The organism is Type-E symbiont of Plautia stali, assembly GCF_059731115.1.
Genome location: NZ_AP035906.1, coordinates 4,283,216 through 4,302,215 on the forward strand (window position 1 = coordinate 4,283,216; position 19,000 = coordinate 4,302,215).

Sequence of the window (19,000 nt, forward strand, 5' to 3'; positions counted from 1 at the left end):
ATTTTTTACGTCCGGAGACGCTGATATCAATCCTGCGAGTGCCCACACAGATTGTCTGATAAATTGTTAAAGAGCGGTGCAATCAGCGCCTTAAGCTGCTGTTGCGAGGTGGCGTATATTACGCTTTCCTCCTTCAGAGTCAAACACTTTTTTCAGCATTTTTCTCCGGCGGGATGAATTTCTTCACTCCCTGCTGAGCCGTCTGCGTTGCCGCTTTGCCGTCTCAGTGGTGGCGCATTATAGGGAGTTATTCGGGGCTGACAAGGGTTTATTGCAAAAAATTGACTGAGCGCTACTTTTTTAACCGAACAGGCTAAAAACAGACATTTCTCGATCAATAATCAGTCAAAAGCGCCCGTTTGGCGGCACAAATCAGCGTCACGCGTATAAGCACCAATGCTATTCTGTTAGTCCAACGCCGTTTTCTTTGTTGCAGACTGAACAATTATTAAAGAAGGACTTTCAATGATTCGCTCCGCGCGCAGTATGGCCGGCTTGCCCTGGATCGCCGCAATGGCGTTTTTCATGCAAGCCCTCGATGCCACCATCCTCAATACTGCGCTTCCTGCTATCGCCACCAGTCTCGACCGATCCCCTCTTGCCATGCAATCTGCTGTGATCAGCTATACGCTCACTGTCGCCATGCTGATCCCGGTCAGCGGCTGGCTGGCCGATCGCTTCGGCACGCGCAAAGTCTTTATCGTGGCCGTTTCACTATTTACGTTGGGGTCTTTAGCTTGTGCACTCTCGGGCTCGCTGAGCATGCTGGTTATCTCACGCATTATCCAGGGTGTTGGTGGCGCGATGATGATGCCGGTCGCGCGCCTGGCATTGTTGCGTGCTTATCCACGCAGTGAATTGCTGCCGGTACTTAACTTTGTGACCATGCCGGGATTAGTCGGACCGATTCTGGGGCCGATGCTCGGTGGCTTGCTGGTCACCTACGCCAGCTGGCACTGGATATTCCTGATCAACATTCCCATCGGCATCGCGGGCATCTTCTATGCACGTAAATATATGCCGGATTTCACCACGCCTAAGCGCCGCTTTGATTTTGGCGGCTTCATTCTGTTTGGCTTAGGTCTGGTGCTGATATCCGTCGGTATCGAACTGTTCGGAGAGCGTATCGTGTCGCCGTGGCAGGCGGTGCTGGTGCTGTTAGCCGGTGTCGCGCTATTGCTTCTATATATAGTGCATGCACGCCGCCATCCTGCACCGCTGATCAACTTACCGATGTTTAAGACCCGAACCTTCTCGGTCGGCATCATTGGTAATATCGCGGCACGTCTGGGCACGGGTTGTATTCCGTTCCTGATGCCGTTGATGTTACAGGTGGGCTTTGGCTATCCCGCATTGATTGCCGGATGCATGATGGGCCCGACGGCGATTGGCTCGCTATTAGCCAAATCCACCGTGACACAAGTGCTGCGTCGCTTCGGTTATCGTAAAACGCTGGTCGGTATTACCATCATCATCGGCATTCTTGTCGCCAGCTTCTCACTGCAAACACCGGGTGAAAGTGTATTAATGCTGTTAGCCGCGCTGTTTGTATTAGGTATGGCGATGTCGACACAATTCACCGCGATGAACACCATCACACTGGCCGATTTGAATGATGAGAATGCCAGCGGTGGTAACAGCGTGCTGGCCGTAACGCAGCAGGTATCGATCAGCTTTGGCGTGGCCGTCAGTGCGGCGGTACTGCGTTTCTATCAGGATTTCGAGAGCACAACCGTGCAGCAATTCCACGCCACCTTCCTGACGATGGGCGTGATCACCGTGCTGTCCGCGTTTGCTTTCCTGATGCTGCGTCCCGGCGATGGCCGCAATCTGATTGCTAATCGCGAGAAAAAGAAGAAAACCGCTTAAACCGAACCGCGTTCCACCAGCTCCGGCGTCAGTACCAGCGTTTGCTGGCTGGCGTCTGGATCGCTCATACGATGAATCAGCGTATCAATCGCCAGTTCGCCCAGTTCATCCTTGGGCTGATGGATGGTACTAAGCGGTGGTGTGAGATAACGTGCCAGTTCGATATTGTCATAACCCATAACCGCGATATCTTGCGGCACGCGTAATCCCGCCTGGAATAGCGCGTGATATACGCCCACTGCCATCGCATCGTTACTGGTGAAAACCGCTTCGGGTAGCAACTCAAGGGTCAGTAGCTGGTTCATCGCATTAAACCCCCCCTGAAATTCGAAATCACCGTCGACCACATAGCCGGGCAACACCGGTAATCCACTGTTGGTCATCGCTTTATGGAAACCTTCCAGACGCAAACGCGCCGGAGTTTTATCCTGCGGACCGGCAATACAGGCAATACGCGTGTATCCGCGATCGATCAGATGCTGCGTTGCCAATTCACCGCCCAGCAGCGCATTATCCTGAATGATGTCGCCACGCCCTTCAAACGGCGCCCAGTCCATCATCACCATGGGTACGGACGGATAACGATTGAGGATCTCCGCAGAGGGAAGGTGCGTCTCGGTGCACATCATTAATAAGCCATCGACACGCTTTTGCATCAGCGTTTCGAGGCTGCGATTCATGCGCTCTTCATCGCCTTCGGTATTGCACAGAATCAGACTGTATCCGCGCTCGTAGCAGCTATTTTCTACGCCGCGTACCACTTCTGAATAAAACGGGTTACTGCTGGCCGTCAGTAACATGCCAATAGTGCGGGTTTGGTTGATTTTCAGGCTGCGTGCCAGCGCGGAGGGCGCGTAATTCAGCTCACGGATTGCCTGATCCACTTTTTCCCGCACCTGTTCGCTCACAAAACGATTGTTATTGATGACGTGGGAAACAGTGGAAGTGGAGACGCCCGCCAGGCGGGCGACATCTTTCATGGTCGCCAAAGGCTTAACCCTGTTGCTGCAGGAAGTTATCGATCTCAGTGCGCCACGGCACTGAGGGCTGCGCACCCGGACGCGTCACCGCAATTGCGGCGGCGGCATGGGCAAAACGCACGGCATCATGCATTGCCACACCTTCCAGACGCGCGGTAATAAAGGCGCCGTTAAAGGTATCGCCCGCTGCGATGGTGTCGATAGCCTGCACGGTGAAGCCCGGAATACGCACGCCTGCGCCCTGCTCGCTCAACCACACACCACGACGACCTAAGGTAATCAAAACGGTAGAGATGCCTTTATCATGCAACGCCTGCGCCGCACGTGCTGCATCTTCATCACTTTTCACCGCGATGCCGGTCAGAATTTCGGCTTCGGTTTCGTTCGGTGTGATGATATCGATTAAGGCCAGCAGCTCATCAGACAAATGTGTGGCAGGCGCTGGATTCAGAATCACTTGCGTGGCATTGGCACGCGCAATCTTCGCTGCCGCCAACACGCTTTCCAGCGGCGATTCCAACTGCATCAGCAAGGCCTCAGCATCAGCAATCACTTGCTGATGGCGATCGACACAGGCTGGCGTCAGCGCCGCGTTAGCACCGGAATAGATGCCGATATTATTTTCACCTTCGCCATTCACGAAGATCATCGCCACGCCGGTGGCTTCGTCTGCCACGATTTCTACCGGAGCAGTATCAATACGGTCCTGCTGCAGCTGCTGGCGGATACGTTCGCCAATGTCATCTGCACCTACACAGGCAATAAAAGCGATATCCGCGCCAGCACGACCGGCCGCCACGGCCTGGTTAGCCCCTTTGCCACCAAAGGCAATCTGATACTGTTTGCCGATCACCGTTTCGCCCGGACGCGGAAAATGGGTGAGGTTCAGAATGTGGTCGGCATTGATGCTGCCAAGTACCGCCAGTTTTGCACTTGTGTTCATAGGGAGTGATCCAGAAAGTTGCGCCACCAGGACGGTGGCGCGTTGCCATGCTTTTCTTTGTTTTTTATTTGGTGACCAGCTTCAGGTCAACTGGATTAACCGACTGTACTTTTTCGCCTTTCAGCACTTTATCTGCAGTGTCCACACCAATCACGCCAATTTTATCAGGCATCTGCGCCACTGTGGCGGTCAGTTTACCGGCTTCTACCGCTTTCACACCGTCAGCGGTACCGTCAAAGCCCACCACCAGTACATCGGTTTTACCGGCAGTCTGCAGCGCACGCAGTGCGCCCAGCGCCATTTCGTCGTTCTGAGCAAATACAGCCTGTACATCCGGATGCGCCTGCAGCAGGTTCTGCATCACGTTCAGACCTTTAGTACGGTCGAAATCTGCTGGCTGGCTCGCCAGGATATTAAATTTGTGCGCATCAGCAGCCTGCTTGAAGCCTTCGCCACGCTCGCGCGCTGCGGAAGTCCCGGCAATACCCTGCAGCTCGATGATTTTTGCGCCATCGCCCAGTTTCTTCGCGATGAAGTCACCGGCCATTTTGCCGCCGAAGCGGTTGTCAGAAGCCACGTGGCTCACCACGGTGCCTTGTGCCGCCACGCGGTCCAGGGTGATCACCGGAATGTTGGCCTGGTTGGCCATCTTCACGGCGTTACCCACGGCATCAGAATCCGTTGGGTTAATCAGCATCAGCTTGGTGCCACGCACAGTCAGATCCTGTACGTTCGCCAGCTCTTTCGCCGGGTTATTCTGCGAATCCAGCACCACCAGGTTATAACCCAGTTTGTCGGCTTCTTTCTGTGCGCCATCTTTCAGAGACACAAAGAACGGATTATTCAGCGTTGATACAACCAGCGCAATGGTGTCCTTAGCCATCGCGCCAGCACTGAGGGTGGCGCCAAGGATGACGGCCAATGCAGTTAACTTTTTCATTTATAGAGTCCTGTGTGAAGGTCAGAGTTATTTGCTGCTTTTGTTATCCACCAGCACCGCCAGCAGAATGACAACGGCTTTAACAATCATTTGGTAGTAAGAAGATACGCCCATCAGATTCAGGCCGTTGTTCAGGAAACCCAGGATCAGCGCGCCAATCAGCGTGCCCATAATGCGACCTTTGCCGCCCGCCAGGCTGGTTCCGCCTAAGACCACCGCCGCAATCGCATCCAGTTCATAACCGGTACCTGCCGTCGGTTGCGCAGAGGAAAGCCGCGCGACTTCGATGGTGCCCGCCAGCGCCGCCAACAGACCACACAGCGAATAGACGATGATTTTGACGCGGTTAACATTGATGCCTGACAGACGTGTCGCCGCTTCATTGCCGCCTAACGCATAGATGTAACGACCGAGGCGCGTGTGATGCAGCATGTACCACGCCAGCGCGAACACCACTGCCATCAGCCACACCGGCGTTGGGATACCCAGCGGACGGCCAATACCGAACCAGCCGAACAGATCGGCGTTATCACTGAAACCGGTGTTGATCGGGCTACCGTTGGTGTACACCATGGTCACGCCGCGCAGCAGCAGCATCATGACCAGCGTGGCGATAAACGCCTGCACCTTGCCGCGCGCCACAATCACGCCGGTAATACCACCAATCGCCGCACCCAGCGCCAGCGAAGCCGCTACTGCCACCAGCGCATTCACTTCCAAACCGACAATCGAGGCGGCGACCGCACCGGTGAGTGCCAGCAGCGATCCCACCGACAGATCAATACCCGAAGTCAGAATCACCAGCGTCATGCCGACGGCCATAATGGCGTTAACCGAGGTCTGCTGCAGGATGTTGAACATGTTGGCAACGGTGAAGAAGTTCGGGCTTTGGCTCGCCACCACGGCAATCAGCACGATCAGCGCAATCAGCGATTTCTGCTCCAGCAGCCAGGCTTTGCTAAACCAGCGACGGCTGGCGGGTAAGGTTTGGGTGCTCATACAACTAACTCCTCGCTGTGTTGCTTACCGACTGCCGCCGCCATCAGGGATTCCTGGGTAGCCTGCTCACGGGAAAATTCGCCACTCAGATGGCCTTCATGCATCACCAGGATGCGATCGCTCATGCCCAGCACTTCCGGCATTTCCGATGACACCAAAATGATGCTCAGCCCTTCGGCTTTAAACTGGTTAATTAACTGATAAATCTCTTTTTTCGCACCCACGTCCACGCCACGCGTCGGCTCATCCAGAATCAGTACGTTCGGGCGCGTCATTAATCCGCGCGCAATCGCCACTTTCTGCTGATTACCCCCCGACAGCAGGCCAATCGGCTGCTCCATTGACGGGGTTTTAACGTTGAACAAACGGATGAAGTCGCCTACTGCCAGTTGTTCTTCACTGTGTTTCAGATTACCGGTGGCATGGCTGAAATAGCGCAGCGCGGTCAATGACATGTTCTCTTTCACCGACATGCCGAGCACCAGGCCATCGCGCTTGCGGTCTTCTGAGATGTAGACGATGCCGTTGGCCAGGCCGTCCTGAGGTGATCGGGTAATAATTTCGCGACCGTTGAGCGTAACGGTGCCGTTGCTGCGAGGCAGTGCGCCGTACAGCACTTTCATCAGTTCCGTCCGTCCCGCGCCCATTAAACCGGAAATGCCAAGGATTTCCCCTTTGCGCAGGTTAAAACTGACGTTATCCACGCCCGGCCCGCTGAGATTTTTAACAGTTAAACGAATATCGCCCGGTGCCTGATCAATATGCGGATATTGATCTTCCAGCTTACGGCCCACCATCATCTCGATCAGACTCTCTTCGCTGAGATCGCTCACCGCGCGCTCGGCAATAAATTGCCCGTCACGAAACACGGTGACATCATCGCAAATCTCGAAGATCTCTTTCATACGGTGCGAGATATAAACAATGCCGCAGCCCTGCGCTTTCAGTTCATTGATGACGCGGAACAGCGACAGGGTTTCGGTATCGGTCAGCGCATCGGTCGGTTCATCCATAATGATGACCTTCGACTCGAAGCTAAGCACTTTGGCGATCTCAACCATCTGCTGATCGCCAATCGATAAATCGCCCACCAGCTTATGGCTGTTGAAGCGCAGGTTCAGACGATGTAATAAGGCATCCGCCTCGGCGTACATCCGGTTCCATTCGATGCGGCCAAAGCGGTTAACAAATTCGCGACCGAGGAAAATATTCTCTGCAACGGTCAATTGCGGAATCAGGTTGAGTTCCTGATGAATAATGCCAATGCCCGCTTCCTGCGACGCTTTCGGTCCAGAAAAAGCCACATCCTTGCCCAGCCACTGCAGAGAGCCCGCATCCATGCTGTAAATGCCGGTCAGCACTTTCATCATGGTGGATTTCCCCGCGCCGTTTTCACCCACCAGCGCCATCACGCGCCCCGGATAAACAGCCAGCGAAGCGCCATTCAGCGCTTTCACGCCTGGAAACGACTTTTCAATCCCTTTGAGTTGCAATAACGGTTGCATAACGACCTCAGAAGGTTACGCCAGCGCTCAGGATGACATTCGCATACGGAGAACACTCTCCGCTGCGAATGACGGCCTGACTACACTGCGTTTCTTGTTTGAACTGTTCATGGCTGGTGTAACGGATGGTGATGACATTCCCCTGGTGCCGTTGCAAGGCATCGAGCACGGCGAGCAGTGCGCTGTGGAGTTGCGGATTGTGTTGCTTGATCTCCTCCGCCATCAGGGCGCTTTCGACTTGCATCTCCTGAGTGACAACATCAACCACCTGTAAAAATTCGGGCGTTCCCGGCGTCAACGCCAGATCGATTCGCTGTGGTCCGGCCGGAATCGGCAAGCCCGCATCCGCAATCGTCAGCGTATCGGTGTGCCCCAGGCGGGCAATCACATGAGAGAGTTCAGCGTTTAACAAGCGACCTTTTTTCATTTCTTCCACTCCACAGCGAAACGTTTCGCTGAGCGGGAGTGTATTAAATGCGCGCGGCAACTCAATGACGTCATCACGGAAATGTGATCGCCATCGAAACGTTTCGCTTGTGCCGGGAATAATTTGAGTTTGGTGGTGGATGCGAGCCGCCTGAGCGGCTCTGAAGGGTGTTATGGCAGCTTGCGGACCTGCTTAACGTCCAGCTCAATGGAATTAAAGTCCTTATCCAACTCGCCGGTCAGTTCAACCTGATCCTTAGGAGTGATGGTCTGTCCGTGCCAACGCTTATGGTCGATTTCCACTTTCATGTTGCCGCTACCGTCACGAAACAGATAATCCTCATCGCCGATTTGCTTATCGAGATAACCGCGCACGGTGATCCAGCTGTCGTCTTTCATCTCTTCAGCCTGCTTAACGGTCACTACACTGGTGTTATCCGCCTGGAAGCCACCTGCGTGAACCTGAGCCTTTGGCGCACTCGGGTCAACAAATCCCCCCTGTTGTGCGGCCAGAACCGGCGTGGAAGCCAACATAATAATCGCGATTAACGCTGCACTCTTTTTCATTTTTAACCTCTGTTCCATGAATGTGTGGGATACGGAGGCTATTACAGCATAGGGTTCTTAACAGGATCTTAAGGGGTAAAAAAACACGAAAAATAGCCAATCTGCGGCGATTGACGCTGTACAAGCGGATTTTTGCTTCGTATAACGACTCTTGCACTCAAGGAGAAACACATGCGCATATTATTGATCGAGGACGACACGCTGATTGGCGATGGCCTGAAAGTCGGGCTAACGAAACTCGGCTTCAGCGTTGACTGGTTCGTGTCAGGCGAAGCAGGATTTCAGGCTTTATCGGCCGCACCCTGGGATGCCGTGGTACTGGATCTTTCGCTGCCCGGGCGCGATGGGCTGGAGATCCTGCGTCAATGGCGTGAGCAGGGCGCAGATGTACCCGTGCTGATCCTCACCGCACGCGATGCGCTCGATCAGCGCATACAAGGATTACAGTCAGGCGCTGACGACTATTTGTGTAAGCCCTTCGCGCTCGCTGAAGTCGCCGCGCGTTTACAGGCGCTGATTCGCCGCCGTCATGGACAACTACAGCCCGAGTTGAAACACGGCAAGGTGGTGATGTCGCCCAGCAGCCACAGCGTCTGGATTGACGGCGAAACCATCAGCCTGAAGAGCCGTGAACTGGCGCTGCTGGAGCTGTTTATGCGCAATCCAGGTCGCGTGCTAACCCGCAGCCAGCTGGAGGAAAAACTCTATAGCTGGGATGACGATGTCTCCAGCAACGCAGTAGAAGTGCATATTCATCATCTGCGCAAAAAGCTCGGCACAGCGTTTATTCGTACCGTTCACGGCGTGGGTTATACACTCGGTGCGGCAGAATGAGTCTGTTTCTACGACTCGCCATCGGCTTTGTGCTGCTGATTGCGCTGTGCGGTGGAGTGGCCAGTTACAGTGCCTGGCATCAGACCCGCGACACCGTTAATGAGCTATTCGATACCCAGCAAATGCTGTTTGCCAAACGCCTGCTGTCACTCGATCCCACCAGCTTGCACGCCGCCTCACTGCCAAAAACCAAATCCATTTTGCGCCATCACCGCGGCGATCAGGATGATGATGCACTGGCGTTTGCCATTTTCCGTGCGGACGGCCAGCCGTTGCTTAACGATGGCGAGAACGGGCGCGATATGCAGTTTGATGATAAGCGTGACGGTTTTCGCGAGGGTCGTCTGCGCGGCGACGATGAGAGTTGGCGACTGCTTTGGCTGACTTCTGCTGATAAACAATATCGCGTGGTAGTGGGCCAGGAGTGGGAATACCGCGACGATATGACGCGCGATCTGGCACTGGCGAGTTTGATGCCGTGGCTTTACGCCATGCCCTTTATGCTGCTGATGCTGCTGGCATTGGTGTGGTTCGAATTGCGCCCGCTAAAGCGCCTGACGGCATCACTCCAGTTGCGAGCACCTGATGACGCCACACCGCTCGACGAAGCACGCTTGCCCAAAGAGGTGCAGCCGTTGGTGGCGGCATTGAACGGGCTGTTTCACCGTATGGCGCAACTCGTGCAGCGCGAGCGCCGTTTTACCTCCGATGCGGCGCACGAACTGCGCAGTCCGTTAGCTGCACTGCGTGTGCAGAGTGAGGTGATTCAGCTGGCGGATGATGACGAAGCAATGCGCAAACGGGCATTGCAGCAGCTTGATAGCGGCATCCAGCGCGCCACACGGCTGGTGGATCAACTCTTAACGCTATCAAGAGTGGAAGCGGACGATCTGCGCAGCGAATTTCAGCCGGTGCCACTGGCACCGCTGCTGCAAAAGCTTCTGATAGAACATTTTCCACAGGCCGAGGCGCAGCAGATGGATCTGCAATTGCATGCACAGGCCGAACCGGTGATGAACGGTCATCCTCTGCTGTTGAATTTGCTGATGCGTAACCTGCTGGATAACGCGCTGCGCTATGCGCCGCCGGGCAGCCAGATTCAGTTCACGTTAAACGCGCGGGCGATAATTATTGAAGATAACGGATCAGGCGTTAGCGATGAGCAACTTGCGCGCCTTGGTGAGCGTTTCTGGCGACCGCCGGGGCAAACGCAAACGGGCAGCGGTTTAGGAATATCGATTGTGAAAAACATTGCGCAACTGCACGGTATTCGCATTGCATTCAGCCATGTGCAGCCTCAAGGCTTGCGCGTCACCTTGAGCTGGTGACGCGCTTAATCCTTAAATCTCGACTTGCGTGCCCAGCTCGATCACGCGATTAGGCGGGATTTCAAACTGATCCGGCGCACGCAGCGCATTGCGTTGCAGTGCAAGGAACAGTTTGCCGCGCAGACGCAGATACCACGGGCGATCGCCAATAATCAGCGATTCATGGGACATGAAGAATGAGGTTTCCATCATGCGGCAGTTGAGACCTTCCAGCCCGCAGCGGTGGAAAATTTCTTCCACGTTCGGGGTTTCACGCCAGCCGTAACTCGCCACCACGCGCCAGAAGGTGGGCGACAACTGTTCGATGGTAACGCGACGCACGTTATGCACGTAAGGCGCATCCTCAGTACGTAGCGTCAGCAGTACCACACGCTCATGCAGCACTTTGTTGTGCTTGAGATTATGCAGCATGGCAAAAGGGATCACGTTCAGGGCACGCGACATATAGACTGCGGTGCCCGGCACGCGTACCGGCGGAGATTTCTCCAGCGAAGCGATCATCGCTTCAAGCGAATTGCCGTGCTCATGCATACGACGCAACAGGCGGAAGCGCTCGCTTTTCCAGGTGGTCATAACGATAAACATCATCAGTGCCAGGGTCAGCGGCAGCCAACCGCCGGAGAACACTTTGACCAGGTTTGCCGAGAACAAGGACACGTCAATACATAGCATGCCAATCAGAATCAGCACCACCAGATAACGGTTCCAGTGCCAGTTCTGAATTGCCACCGTGGAGCAGAGAATCGCAGTCAGCACCATGGTGCCGGTTACCGCGATGCCGTAAGCCGCCGCCAGGTTACTGGAGTGCTCAAAGCCAACAATCACGATCACCACGGAGAAGTAGAGCAGCCAGTTGATCACCGGAATGTAAATCTGACCCGATTCTTCTTCCGAGGTGTGCACGATACGCATCGGCGGGAGATAGCCTAAACGCACCGCCTGACGTGTTAAGGAGAACACACCAGAGATCACCGCCTGCGAGGCGATAACCGTGGCCAGCGTAGCAAGAATCAGCATGGGAATCAGCATCCAGTCTGGCGCCAGCAGGAAGAAGGGGTTTTTGATCGCTTCGGGATGTTTAAGTAGCAGCGCGCCCTGACCAAAGTAGTTCAGCACCAGCGAGGGCAGCACCACGATAAACCAGGCAAGACGAATCGGGAATTTGCCGAAGTGACCCATATCCGCATACAGCGCTTCCACACCGGTAATGGCCAATACCACCGCGCCGAGCGCAAAGAACGACACCGTTTTGTACTGGATAAAGAAGTGCATCGCCCAATACGGGTTCATGGCATGCAGCACATCAGGGTTACTGATGATGCTACGCGCGCCCAGCACGGCCAGAATGATAAACCACACCAGCATCACCGGCGCAAACAGCTTACCCACGATGCCGGTACCGTGCTTCTGAATCACAAACAGCAGCGTCAGCACTGCAATCGCAAGCGGAACGATATATGCATCCAGGCTCGGTGCCGCAATCTCCAGCCCTTCAATCGCCGACAACACCGAGACGGCGGGCGTGATTACCACTTCACCATAGAAGAAGCTGCCACCAATCAGCCCCATGATGACAAGAATCGCCGTCGCACGTGCACCGGTATTGCGCCCGGCCAGTGACATCAAGGTCAGGATCCCGCCTTCACCGGCGTTATCGGCACGCATCACGTAACTGATGTACTTCAGTGACACCACTAAAATCAGCAACCAGAAGATCAGCGAGAGAAAGCCAAATACCGCTTCGCGTTCTACGCCAAAGCCGAACTGACCGGAGAGACATTCACGCAAAGTATAGAGCGGGCTGGTACCGATATCGCCATACACCACGCCAATCGCGGCGAGTGTGACTGCGCCAAGGGACTGCTTCTTATCCGAGCTCATAAGTTGTCTTTTGTTGGAGCCGATGAGGCACTTGCCTACCGCTCAGGCCATCAAAAAGCGCACAGTATGCACATATTCCCAAAAAAACCTACTCTTACAACATGTCATCATGACGTCAGCGAGGCGGTTTTTCGCCGAAATTAGGCGCCAAAAACCGTCTGAAGCAGCGAGTTCTCTCGCCTCAACCTTCTGAAACAAAAAAGCTGACGGCTATCAACGCAATCAAGCATGATAACCAGTAGAGTATTGCGCTCGCCAGAATATGACGGCTCCAGGATCAGAAGGACAATGATGTGATTATGGCTCAACCCCATCTTTTGGCAGAAAGAATTTCTCGCCTGAGTAACGCCCTGGAGAAAGGGCTGTATGAACGGCATCATGCGATCCGCCTTTGCTTATTAGCTGCACTCAGTGGCGAGAGCGTATTTTTGCTGGGGCCGCCCGGCATTGCCAAGAGCTTGATTGCCCGCCGCCTGAAATACGCCTTCCAACACGCCCGCGCCTTTGAATACCTGATGACCCGTTTTTCTACCCCTGAAGAAGTGTTTGGCCCGCTGTCGATTCAGGCGTTAAAAGATGAAGGTCGTTATCAGCGATTAACCAAAGGCTATCTGCCGGATGCCGAAATCGTCTTCCTTGATGAAATCTGGAAAGCCGGCCCGGCGATATTGAACACCTTACTCACCGCCATCAACGAACGCCGCTTTCGCAATGGCGACAGCGAAGAAAAGATTCCGATGCGCCTGCTGGTGACCGCTTCCAACGAATTGCCGGAGGCCGATAGCGGGCTGGAAGCCTTGTATGATCGCATGTTGATTCGCCTATGGCTGGATAACGTGCATGAGAAGCAGAACTTCCGCAGCATGCTCACCCACCAGCAGGACGAAAATGATAATCCGGTGACGGAAGCGCTGCGCATCAGTGATGAAGAGTATCACCAGTGGCAGAAAGGCATCAGCCAGGTCTCCTTACCTGATCATGTGTTTGAGCTGATTTACCAACTGCGTCAGCAACTGGAGAATTTGCCCAGCGCACCTTACATTTCCGATCGCCGCTGGAAAAAAGCGATTCATCTGCTGCAGGCCAGTGCGTTTTACAGTGGCCGCGTGACCATTGCGCCGATCGATCTGATTCTGCTCAAGGATTGCCTGTGGCATGACGTCGCATCGATGCAGCTATTGGATCGCGAAATTGATGCTTTGATGACCCAGCACGCCTGGCAACAGCAGGCGTTGCTGCACAAACTGCAGCAGATCAAAGCACGTCGTCTCGCCTTGCAACAGCAGCAGAGCGTGGCACAAGCGCTGACGCTGGAGAAACACAGCGGTATGTTTAGCCGCAAACCCCATTACGAATTGCCTGCTGCCATCAGCGATGAACAACTGACGCTCATGCTGCAACAGCCGTTAACGCTGCACGACATGCAAGTGACGCATGTGCTGATTGCCCGTGAAGCCTTAACCCAGTGGCTGATTAAAGGCGGTGAAATTCGCGGCAAACTGAATGGCATTGGTTTTGGCCAGACGCTGGATCTGCTGGTGGACGCGCATCACTGCCTGACGCTACGCGATGTCAGCCTGCAATCCACACGCTTAACGTTGCCCGGAGCCAGCAACAGTAGCGACATGCCGCAGGAAATCCAGGATGAATACGAAGCGCTGGATACCCAGCTCCGCGCCCAGCGCACGCTGTTTAGCCAGCACCAGCGCTGCTTGTTTATCAGCGATGACTGGCTGGCACGTATTGAAACCAGCCTGCAGGATGTGGCAGAACAGCTGAAACAGGCGCGTAAATGATCTCACTGGAGACGCTGAGCACGCTGTTATCGATTGGCGAAACGGAGTTAATCGAAGAGTTGATTCTGGCCCTGCTCGCGTCGCCACAGCTGGCGCTGTTCTTTGAAAAATTTCCGCGCATGAAACAAGCCTTAATGCGCGATTTACCCCGCTGGCGCACTGAAATCGCGGAACAGATGAAAACCACACCGGTGCCGGAAGCGCTGGCGCAGGAGTTTCAGCTGTTTCAGCAAATGCAATTGATCAGCACGCAGGATTTCAGCCACCAGCTTCCCCACATCATGTCGCAGCTAAAAAACCTGCCGTCGCCATTTCTCGAAGAAGCCAGCAAACTGCTGCTGCACAACGAAGCTGAACAACTGAGCAATGCTCAGCACACGCTGTTTTTGCAACGCTGGCGACTCAGCCTGACGCTGCAAACGCTCACGCTCAACGAAACCCTTCTTGAGGAGCAGCGCGAACGTCTGATGGCCGAGCTGCAGCAACGGATGGCAATCAGTGGCCAGCTGGCGCCAATCCTTACCGACGATGATGAAGCCGCAGCCGGACGTTTGTGGGATATGAGCAAAGCGTCACTTCAGCACGGTGATTATGAGCTGATTGTGCAATATGGCGATTTCCTCGCACAACAGCCGGAATTAATGAAACTGGCGCAGCAGTTGGGCCGCAGCCGCGAAGCCAAATCGGTGCCGTCGCAGGATGCACCGCTGGAAGAATTTCACCAACTGGTGCGCGAGCCCGATCATGTGCCGGAAGAGGTCAGCGGCATTCATCAGAGCGACGATGTGTTGCGCTTGCTGCCGCCCGAACTGGCTGCCTTGAGTATTAGCGAGCTGGAGCTGGAATTTTATCGTCGCCTGGTGGAAAAACGCCTGCTGACTTACCAGTTACAAGGTGATGCCTGGCACGAGAAAGTCACACTGCGCCCGGTCAGCCACCAGCAACATGAAGCGCAGCCGCGCGGCCCTTTTATTGTTTGTGTCGATACATCAGGCTCGATGGGCGGATTTAACGAGCGCTGCGCCAAAGCCTTCTGCCTTGCGCTGTTAAAGGTGGCATTAGCCGATAAGCGCCGCTGCTACATCATGCTGTTCGCTCACGAAGTGATTGGCTACGAACTCACTGCCGATAGCGGCATTGAGCAGGCTATCCGTTTTCTTAGCCAACGTTTTCGTGGTGGCACCGATCTGGCGGCTTGCCTTGCTGCGGTGGTTAAACGTATGGAGGGCAGCGTCTGGGATGAGGCCGATGCGGTGATCGTGTCGGATTTTATCGCCCAACGTTTACCGGATGACACCATCAACGCTATCAAGCAACGCCAGCGCCATCATCAACAACGTTTCCACGCGGTGGCGATGTCGCTTCACGGTAAACCGGGCATTCTGCGTATCTTCGATCATATCTGGCGCTTCGATACCGGACTGAAAAGCCGCCTGCTGCGCCGCTGGAAACGCTAATTCATCTGGCAGAAATGCTTATTTGCTATAGTGAATAATTCGCACACTGAGCATCTGGAGCATCTTGTGAACACCGCCCAACTTCCTGCACCGACCCGCACTTTGCAGCTCTCCGGCCAAAACGCCGAACAAAAACGGAGCGAGCTGCTGGCGTATTTCACCCAAACCTGGGAGCTGTACGAAAGCCTGTTTGATTGCCTTGCCGACGAACGCGCGTATTTCAACAAAGCGATCTCATTACGCCATCCGCTGATCTTCTACTTTGGCCACACCGCTACGTTCTATATGAATAAGCTGATGGCGGGTCGCTATCTGGACAACCGCGTGGACGATCGCATCGAAGCCATGATGGCAATCGGCGTGGACGAGATGAGCTGGGACGATCTCAACGACAGCCATTACGCCTGGCCGACGGTCGAAGAGGTGCGTGACTACCGTGGAAAAGTCAAAAACCTGGTGAGCGAGTTTATTCGCACCATGCCGCTGGAACTGCCGATCACCTGGGAAAGCCCGGCGTGGGTGGTATTGATGGGCATTGAACATGAGCGTATCCACCTGGAAACCTCCAGCGTGCTGATCCGCCAGCTTCCGATCGAATGGGTAAAACCGCAGGCGCATTGGCCGGTTTGTCCGCAGGCGCGCCACGATCGCGCATCGGTTCCGGATAACTCGCTGATTGCGATGCCTGGCGGTCGCGTGCAACAAGGCAAAACGGATGACACTTACGGCTGGGATAACGAATACGGCAATCAGGTAACTGAACTCAAACCATTTAAGGCCAGTAAAATGCTGGTCAGCAACGCCGAGTTCTATCGCTTTATCGCCGCTAATGGCTATCAGGATCAACGCTGGTGGGATGAGGAAGGCTGGGGCTGGCGTGAATTCTCTGGCGCGCAGATGCCCACCTTCTGGGTGGGTGACATATCGCAACCCGATCAGCTAAAACTGCGCTTAATGGCTGAAGAAGTCGCTCTGCCGTGGGACTGGCCAGCGGAAGTGAATCAGCTTGAAGCCGCCGCGTTTTGTCGCTGGCTGGCGGAAGAGACGGGTAAATCTATTCAACTCCCTTGTGAAGCCGAATGGATGCAGCTACGCGAACAGGTGAGCGGCGATCAGCCCGACTGGATCGAGGCGCCCGGCAATATCAATCTGGCCTATTGGGCTTCATCCAGTCCTGTGGATCGCTTTGCGCAGGGCGAGTTTTTCGACATTGTTGGCAACGTCTGGCAGTGGACCACAACGCCAACTAACGGTTTCGAAGGTTTCAAAGTTCATCCGCTGTATGACGATTTCTCAACGCCGACCTTTGATGGCAAACACGCGCTGATTAAAGGTGGCAGTTGGATTTCCACCGGCAACGAGGCGTTAAAATCGGCTCGTTATGCCTTCCGTCGTCATTTCTTCCAGCACGCCGGTTTCCGCTATGTGGTCTCCTCACATGAAGAGACCATGGCACTCAATCCGTATGAAACGGACAGCATGGTGTCACAATATCTCGATTTCCAGTACGGACCGGGCTACTACAACGTGCCGAATTACGCCGTGGCGCTGGTGGAAAAACTGCTGCCGCACTGCAAGCAACGCGGTGTGGCTCTGGACCTCGGCTGCGCGACCGGCCGTGCCAGTTTTGAATTGGCACGCCATTTCGCGACGGTTACTGGCATGGATTATTCCGCGCGCTTTATTGATGTGGCGCTGCAGCTGACCTCCGGTGAGGACTTCCGCTATGTGGTGCCGGAAGAGGGCGAGCTGGTGGAATATCGCCAGGTGCGTCTGAAGGACTTTAATGTTAGTGACGAGCAAGCGGCACGCATTCAGTTTGTGCAGGGCGACGCCTGTAATCTTAAACCGCAGCCGGATCGTTACGATCTGGTATTGGCTTCAAACCTGATCGATCGTCTGCGTCAGCCAAAACGTTTCCTGCAGGACGTCATCCCGATGATCCGCTCTGGCGGGCTTTTGGTGCTTTCGTCGCCTTATACCTGGCTGGAGGAATTCACGCCGAAGGAGAACTGGCTGGGCGGCGTGCGTGAGAACGGTGAAGCTTTGACGACCTATCAGGCATTGCAGCGTTTGCTGCGTGATGCCTTTGAAGAAGTGGTGCCGCCGCAGGATGTGCCGTTTGTGATCCGCGAGACGGCGCGCAAGTATCAACATACCGAAGCGCAGCTCACAATCTGGCGTAAGCGATAAAAAAGCGTGCAGACTGCGGCTACCACGCGGTCTGCACCTTGCCTGCACTGCTAATTTGCTGCACATTCTCCACTGTTCATAGAAGAAGAACTTAAAGAGGATGGATGATGGCAGAACAACTGCAACTGGATAACCTTGATCGCGGCATTCTCAATGCGCTGTTGGAAAACGCGCGCACCGCATATGCCGAGCTGGCCAAACAGTTCAATGTCAGCCCCGGCACCATTCACGTACGCGTAGAAAAAATGCGCCAGGCAGGCATTATCCTGGGCACTCGTGTTGAAATCGATCCTCGTCAGTTGGGTTTTGATGTCTGCTGCTTTATCGGCATCATTCTGAAAAGCGCCCGCGATTATCCCGCAGCACTCAGCAAGCTGGAGGCGCTGGATGAAGTGGTAGAAGCCTGGTACACCACCGGCCACTACAGCATCTTTATTAAGGTGATGTGCCGATCCATCGATGCACTTCAGCAGGTGTTGATCAACAAGATCCAGACCATAGACGAAATCCAGTCCACCGAAACCCTGATCTCGTTGCAAAACCCGATCATGCGTACCATCAAGCCGTAATTCCCTCTCTTTCCTGTGCACAACCTTTTCCCAGGCGGATCACTTGTGTGATGCGCCTTGTCGCCTGATGCTTTCTGTTATTAACCCTGTTTTCCACAGGTGGATCACGGCTTGATCACAGCGTACAATGCTCGCCTTTAGTGCGGGAGAAGATCATGGCCGATATTACCTTAATCAGTGGCAGTACCCTTGGCAGCGCCGAATACGTCGCCGAACATCTGGAAGCAAAACTGCAGGAAGCGGGCTTTTCAACCGAGGTGCTGCACGGGCCAGAGCTGGACGAGCTGCCACAGGAAGGGATCTGGCTGATTGTGACTTCCACGCACGGTGCGGGCGAACTGCCAGACAATCTGCTTCCTTTATATGAAGCCTTGCAGGAGACGCAGCCGGATCTTACCGCGGTACGTTATGGCGCAGTGGGTATCGGCAACCATGAATATGACCTTTTCTGCGGTGCCATTAAGCTGCTGGAAGATCAACTCAACCAGTTAGGCGCCAAACGCATTGGCGATCGCCTGGAGATCGACGTTCTCGAACATGAGATTCCTGAAGATCCGGCTGAAGTGTGGGTCGAGACCTGGAAAACGCAGATTTAAGACGATCTTTGCCGGTTGGGGATCGGGAAAAGTGAACGATCCCCAGTTTATTTCGCTGTTTTATTGTTTTTTTTATGCCATTGTCTGTGGATAACACAGCCTTAATCTTGCGTATAA

The 19,000-nt window shown here is 54.5% G+C and carries 16 protein-coding genes; 8 read left to right on the forward strand and 8 right to left on the reverse strand.

Going from position 1 to position 19,000, the window contains the following annotated elements; translation table 11 throughout:
- Nucleotides 1–465: 465 nt before the first annotated feature.
- Nucleotides 466–1,869: a multidrug transporter subunit MdtD gene (mdtD, locus tag AC6I8L_RS19850; RefSeq protein WP_034830079.1), complete on the forward strand. Its 1,404-nt coding sequence runs from the start codon at nt 466–468 to the stop codon at nt 1,867–1,869.
- Here mdtD and rbsR read toward each other — a convergent pair.
- From rbsR to AC6I8L_RS19885, 7 genes are all read right to left on the reverse strand, one after another.
- The gene (gene rbsR, locus AC6I8L_RS19855) at nt 1,866–2,849 is read right to left on the reverse strand and encodes a ribose operon transcriptional repressor RbsR (RefSeq protein WP_097118537.1); all 984 of its coding nucleotides are present in this window, start codon (nt 2,847–2,849) and stop codon (nt 1,866–1,868) included. The genes mdtD and rbsR overlap by 4 nt on opposite strands.
- A gap of 13 nt (nt 2,850–2,862) precedes the next feature.
- Nucleotides 2,863–3,792 carry a ribokinase gene (rbsK, locus tag AC6I8L_RS19860; RefSeq protein ID WP_058961688.1) on the reverse strand — a complete coding sequence of 310 codons (930 nt, stop codon included), beginning with the start codon at nt 3,790–3,792 and terminating at the stop codon, nt 2,863–2,865.
- A 64-nt stretch (nt 3,793–3,856) separates the two neighbouring features.
- Complete coding sequence (gene rbsB / locus AC6I8L_RS19865) at nt 3,857–4,732, reverse strand: ribose ABC transporter substrate-binding protein RbsB (protein WP_034830075.1); 876 nt, start codon at nt 4,730–4,732, stop codon at nt 3,857–3,859.
- A 27-nt stretch (nt 4,733–4,759) separates the two neighbouring features.
- Nucleotides 4,760–5,731: a ribose ABC transporter permease gene (gene rbsC, locus AC6I8L_RS19870; RefSeq protein ID WP_034830072.1), complete on the reverse strand. Its 972-nt coding sequence runs from the start codon at nt 5,729–5,731 to the stop codon at nt 4,760–4,762.
- Nucleotides 5,728–7,236: a ribose ABC transporter ATP-binding protein RbsA gene (rbsA, locus tag AC6I8L_RS19875; RefSeq protein ID WP_034830070.1), complete on the reverse strand. Its 1,509-nt coding sequence runs from the start codon at nt 7,234–7,236 to the stop codon at nt 5,728–5,730. Before rbsA ends, rbsC begins: the two co-directional genes overlap by 4 nt.
- Nucleotides 7,237–7,243: 7 nt before the next feature.
- Nucleotides 7,244–7,663, reverse strand: a complete 420-nt coding sequence (gene rbsD / locus AC6I8L_RS19880) for a D-ribose pyranase (protein ID WP_034830068.1) — start codon at nt 7,661–7,663, stop codon at nt 7,244–7,246.
- Between the two features lie 170 nt (nt 7,664–7,833).
- A complete protein-coding gene (locus AC6I8L_RS19885) occupies nt 7,834–8,229 on the reverse strand; it encodes a YgiW/YdeI family stress tolerance OB fold protein (RefSeq protein ID WP_034830066.1) in 396 nt (131 codons plus the stop codon).
- 171 nt (nt 8,230–8,400) lie between these two features.
- On the opposite strand from AC6I8L_RS19885, the gene qseB reads away from it, so the two are divergent.
- Nucleotides 8,401–9,063 carry a quorum sensing response regulator transcription factor QseB gene (gene qseB / locus AC6I8L_RS19890; protein WP_058961689.1) on the forward strand — a complete coding sequence of 221 codons (663 nt, stop codon included), beginning with the start codon at nt 8,401–8,403 and terminating at the stop codon, nt 9,061–9,063.
- On the forward strand, nt 9,060–10,391 hold the full coding sequence (gene qseC / locus AC6I8L_RS19895; protein ID WP_058961690.1) for a quorum sensing histidine kinase QseC: 1,332 nt from the start codon (nt 9,060–9,062) through the stop codon (nt 10,389–10,391). The genes qseB and qseC overlap by 4 nt, the downstream gene beginning before the upstream one ends.
- 12 nt (nt 10,392–10,403) lie before the next feature.
- Here qseC and kup read toward each other — a convergent pair whose 3' ends face one another.
- Nucleotides 10,404–12,272 (reverse strand): low affinity potassium transporter Kup, encoded by a 1,869-nt coding sequence (gene kup / locus AC6I8L_RS19900; protein ID WP_034830061.1) that lies wholly within the window; start codon nt 12,270–12,272, stop codon nt 10,404–10,406.
- Nucleotides 12,273–12,571: 299 nt separating this feature from the next.
- Here kup and ravA point away from each other — a divergent pair, with 299 nt between their 5' ends.
- From ravA to mioC, 5 genes are all read left to right on the forward strand, one after another.
- Nucleotides 12,572–14,068 (forward strand): ATPase RavA, encoded by a 1,497-nt coding sequence (gene ravA / locus AC6I8L_RS19905; protein WP_034830059.1) that lies wholly within the window; start codon nt 12,572–12,574, stop codon nt 14,066–14,068.
- Nucleotides 14,065–15,525 carry an ATPase RavA stimulator ViaA gene (viaA, locus tag AC6I8L_RS19910; protein WP_058961691.1) on the forward strand — a complete coding sequence of 487 codons (1,461 nt, stop codon included), beginning with the start codon at nt 14,065–14,067 and terminating at the stop codon, nt 15,523–15,525. The genes ravA and viaA overlap by 4 nt, the downstream gene beginning before the upstream one ends.
- A gap of 66 nt (nt 15,526–15,591) precedes the next feature.
- Nucleotides 15,592–17,718 carry a 5-histidylcysteine sulfoxide synthase gene (gene ovoA, locus AC6I8L_RS19915; RefSeq protein WP_058961692.1) on the forward strand — a complete coding sequence of 709 codons (2,127 nt, stop codon included), beginning with the start codon at nt 15,592–15,594 and terminating at the stop codon, nt 17,716–17,718.
- 107 nt (nt 17,719–17,825) lie between these two features.
- The gene (gene asnC / locus AC6I8L_RS19920) at nt 17,826–18,287 is read left to right on the forward strand and encodes a transcriptional regulator AsnC (RefSeq protein ID WP_034830053.1); all 462 of its coding nucleotides are present in this window, start codon (nt 17,826–17,828) and stop codon (nt 18,285–18,287) included.
- A gap of 155 nt (nt 18,288–18,442) precedes the next feature.
- Nucleotides 18,443–18,883, forward strand: coding sequence for an FMN-binding protein MioC (gene mioC, locus AC6I8L_RS19925; protein ID WP_058961693.1), 441 nt, complete (start codon nt 18,443–18,445; stop codon nt 18,881–18,883).
- The last annotated feature ends 117 nt before the right edge of the window (nt 18,884–19,000 follow it).

Excerpts from the sequence above, each read along its gene's own strand:
- mdtD (WP_034830079.1), top strand. The coding sequence starts at position 466 with ATGATTCGCTCCGCGCGCAGTATGGCCGGCTTGCCCTGGATCGCCGCA.
- rbsR (WP_097118537.1), bottom strand. The coding sequence starts at position 2,849 with ATGAAAGATGTCGCCCGCCTGGCGGGCGTCTCCACTTCCACTGTTTCC.
- rbsK (WP_058961688.1), bottom strand. The coding sequence starts at position 3,792 with ATGAACACAAGTGCAAAACTGGCGGTACTTGGCAGCATCAATGCCGAC.
- rbsB (WP_034830075.1), bottom strand. The coding sequence starts at position 4,732 with ATGAAAAAGTTAACTGCATTGGCCGTCATCCTTGGCGCCACCCTCAGT.
- rbsC (WP_034830072.1), bottom strand. The coding sequence starts at position 5,731 with ATGAGCACCCAAACCTTACCCGCCAGCCGTCGCTGGTTTAGCAAAGCC.
- rbsA (WP_034830070.1), bottom strand. The coding sequence starts at position 7,236 with ATGCAACCGTTATTGCAACTCAAAGGGATTGAAAAGTCGTTTCCAGGC.
- rbsD (WP_034830068.1), bottom strand. The coding sequence starts at position 7,663 with ATGAAAAAAGGTCGCTTGTTAAACGCTGAACTCTCTCATGTGATTGCC.
- AC6I8L_RS19885 (WP_034830066.1), bottom strand. The coding sequence starts at position 8,229 with ATGAAAAAGAGTGCAGCGTTAATCGCGATTATTATGTTGGCTTCCACG.
- qseB (WP_058961689.1), top strand. The coding sequence starts at position 8,401 with ATGCGCATATTATTGATCGAGGACGACACGCTGATTGGCGATGGCCTG.
- qseC (WP_058961690.1), top strand. The coding sequence starts at position 9,060 with ATGAGTCTGTTTCTACGACTCGCCATCGGCTTTGTGCTGCTGATTGCG.
- kup (WP_034830061.1), bottom strand. The coding sequence starts at position 12,272 with ATGAGCTCGGATAAGAAGCAGTCCCTTGGCGCAGTCACACTCGCCGCG.
- ravA (WP_034830059.1), top strand. The coding sequence starts at position 12,572 with ATGGCTCAACCCCATCTTTTGGCAGAAAGAATTTCTCGCCTGAGTAAC.
- viaA (WP_058961691.1), top strand. The coding sequence starts at position 14,065 with ATGATCTCACTGGAGACGCTGAGCACGCTGTTATCGATTGGCGAAACG.
- asnC (WP_034830053.1), top strand. The coding sequence starts at position 17,826 with ATGGCAGAACAACTGCAACTGGATAACCTTGATCGCGGCATTCTCAAT.
- mioC (WP_058961693.1), top strand. The coding sequence starts at position 18,443 with ATGGCCGATATTACCTTAATCAGTGGCAGTACCCTTGGCAGCGCCGAA.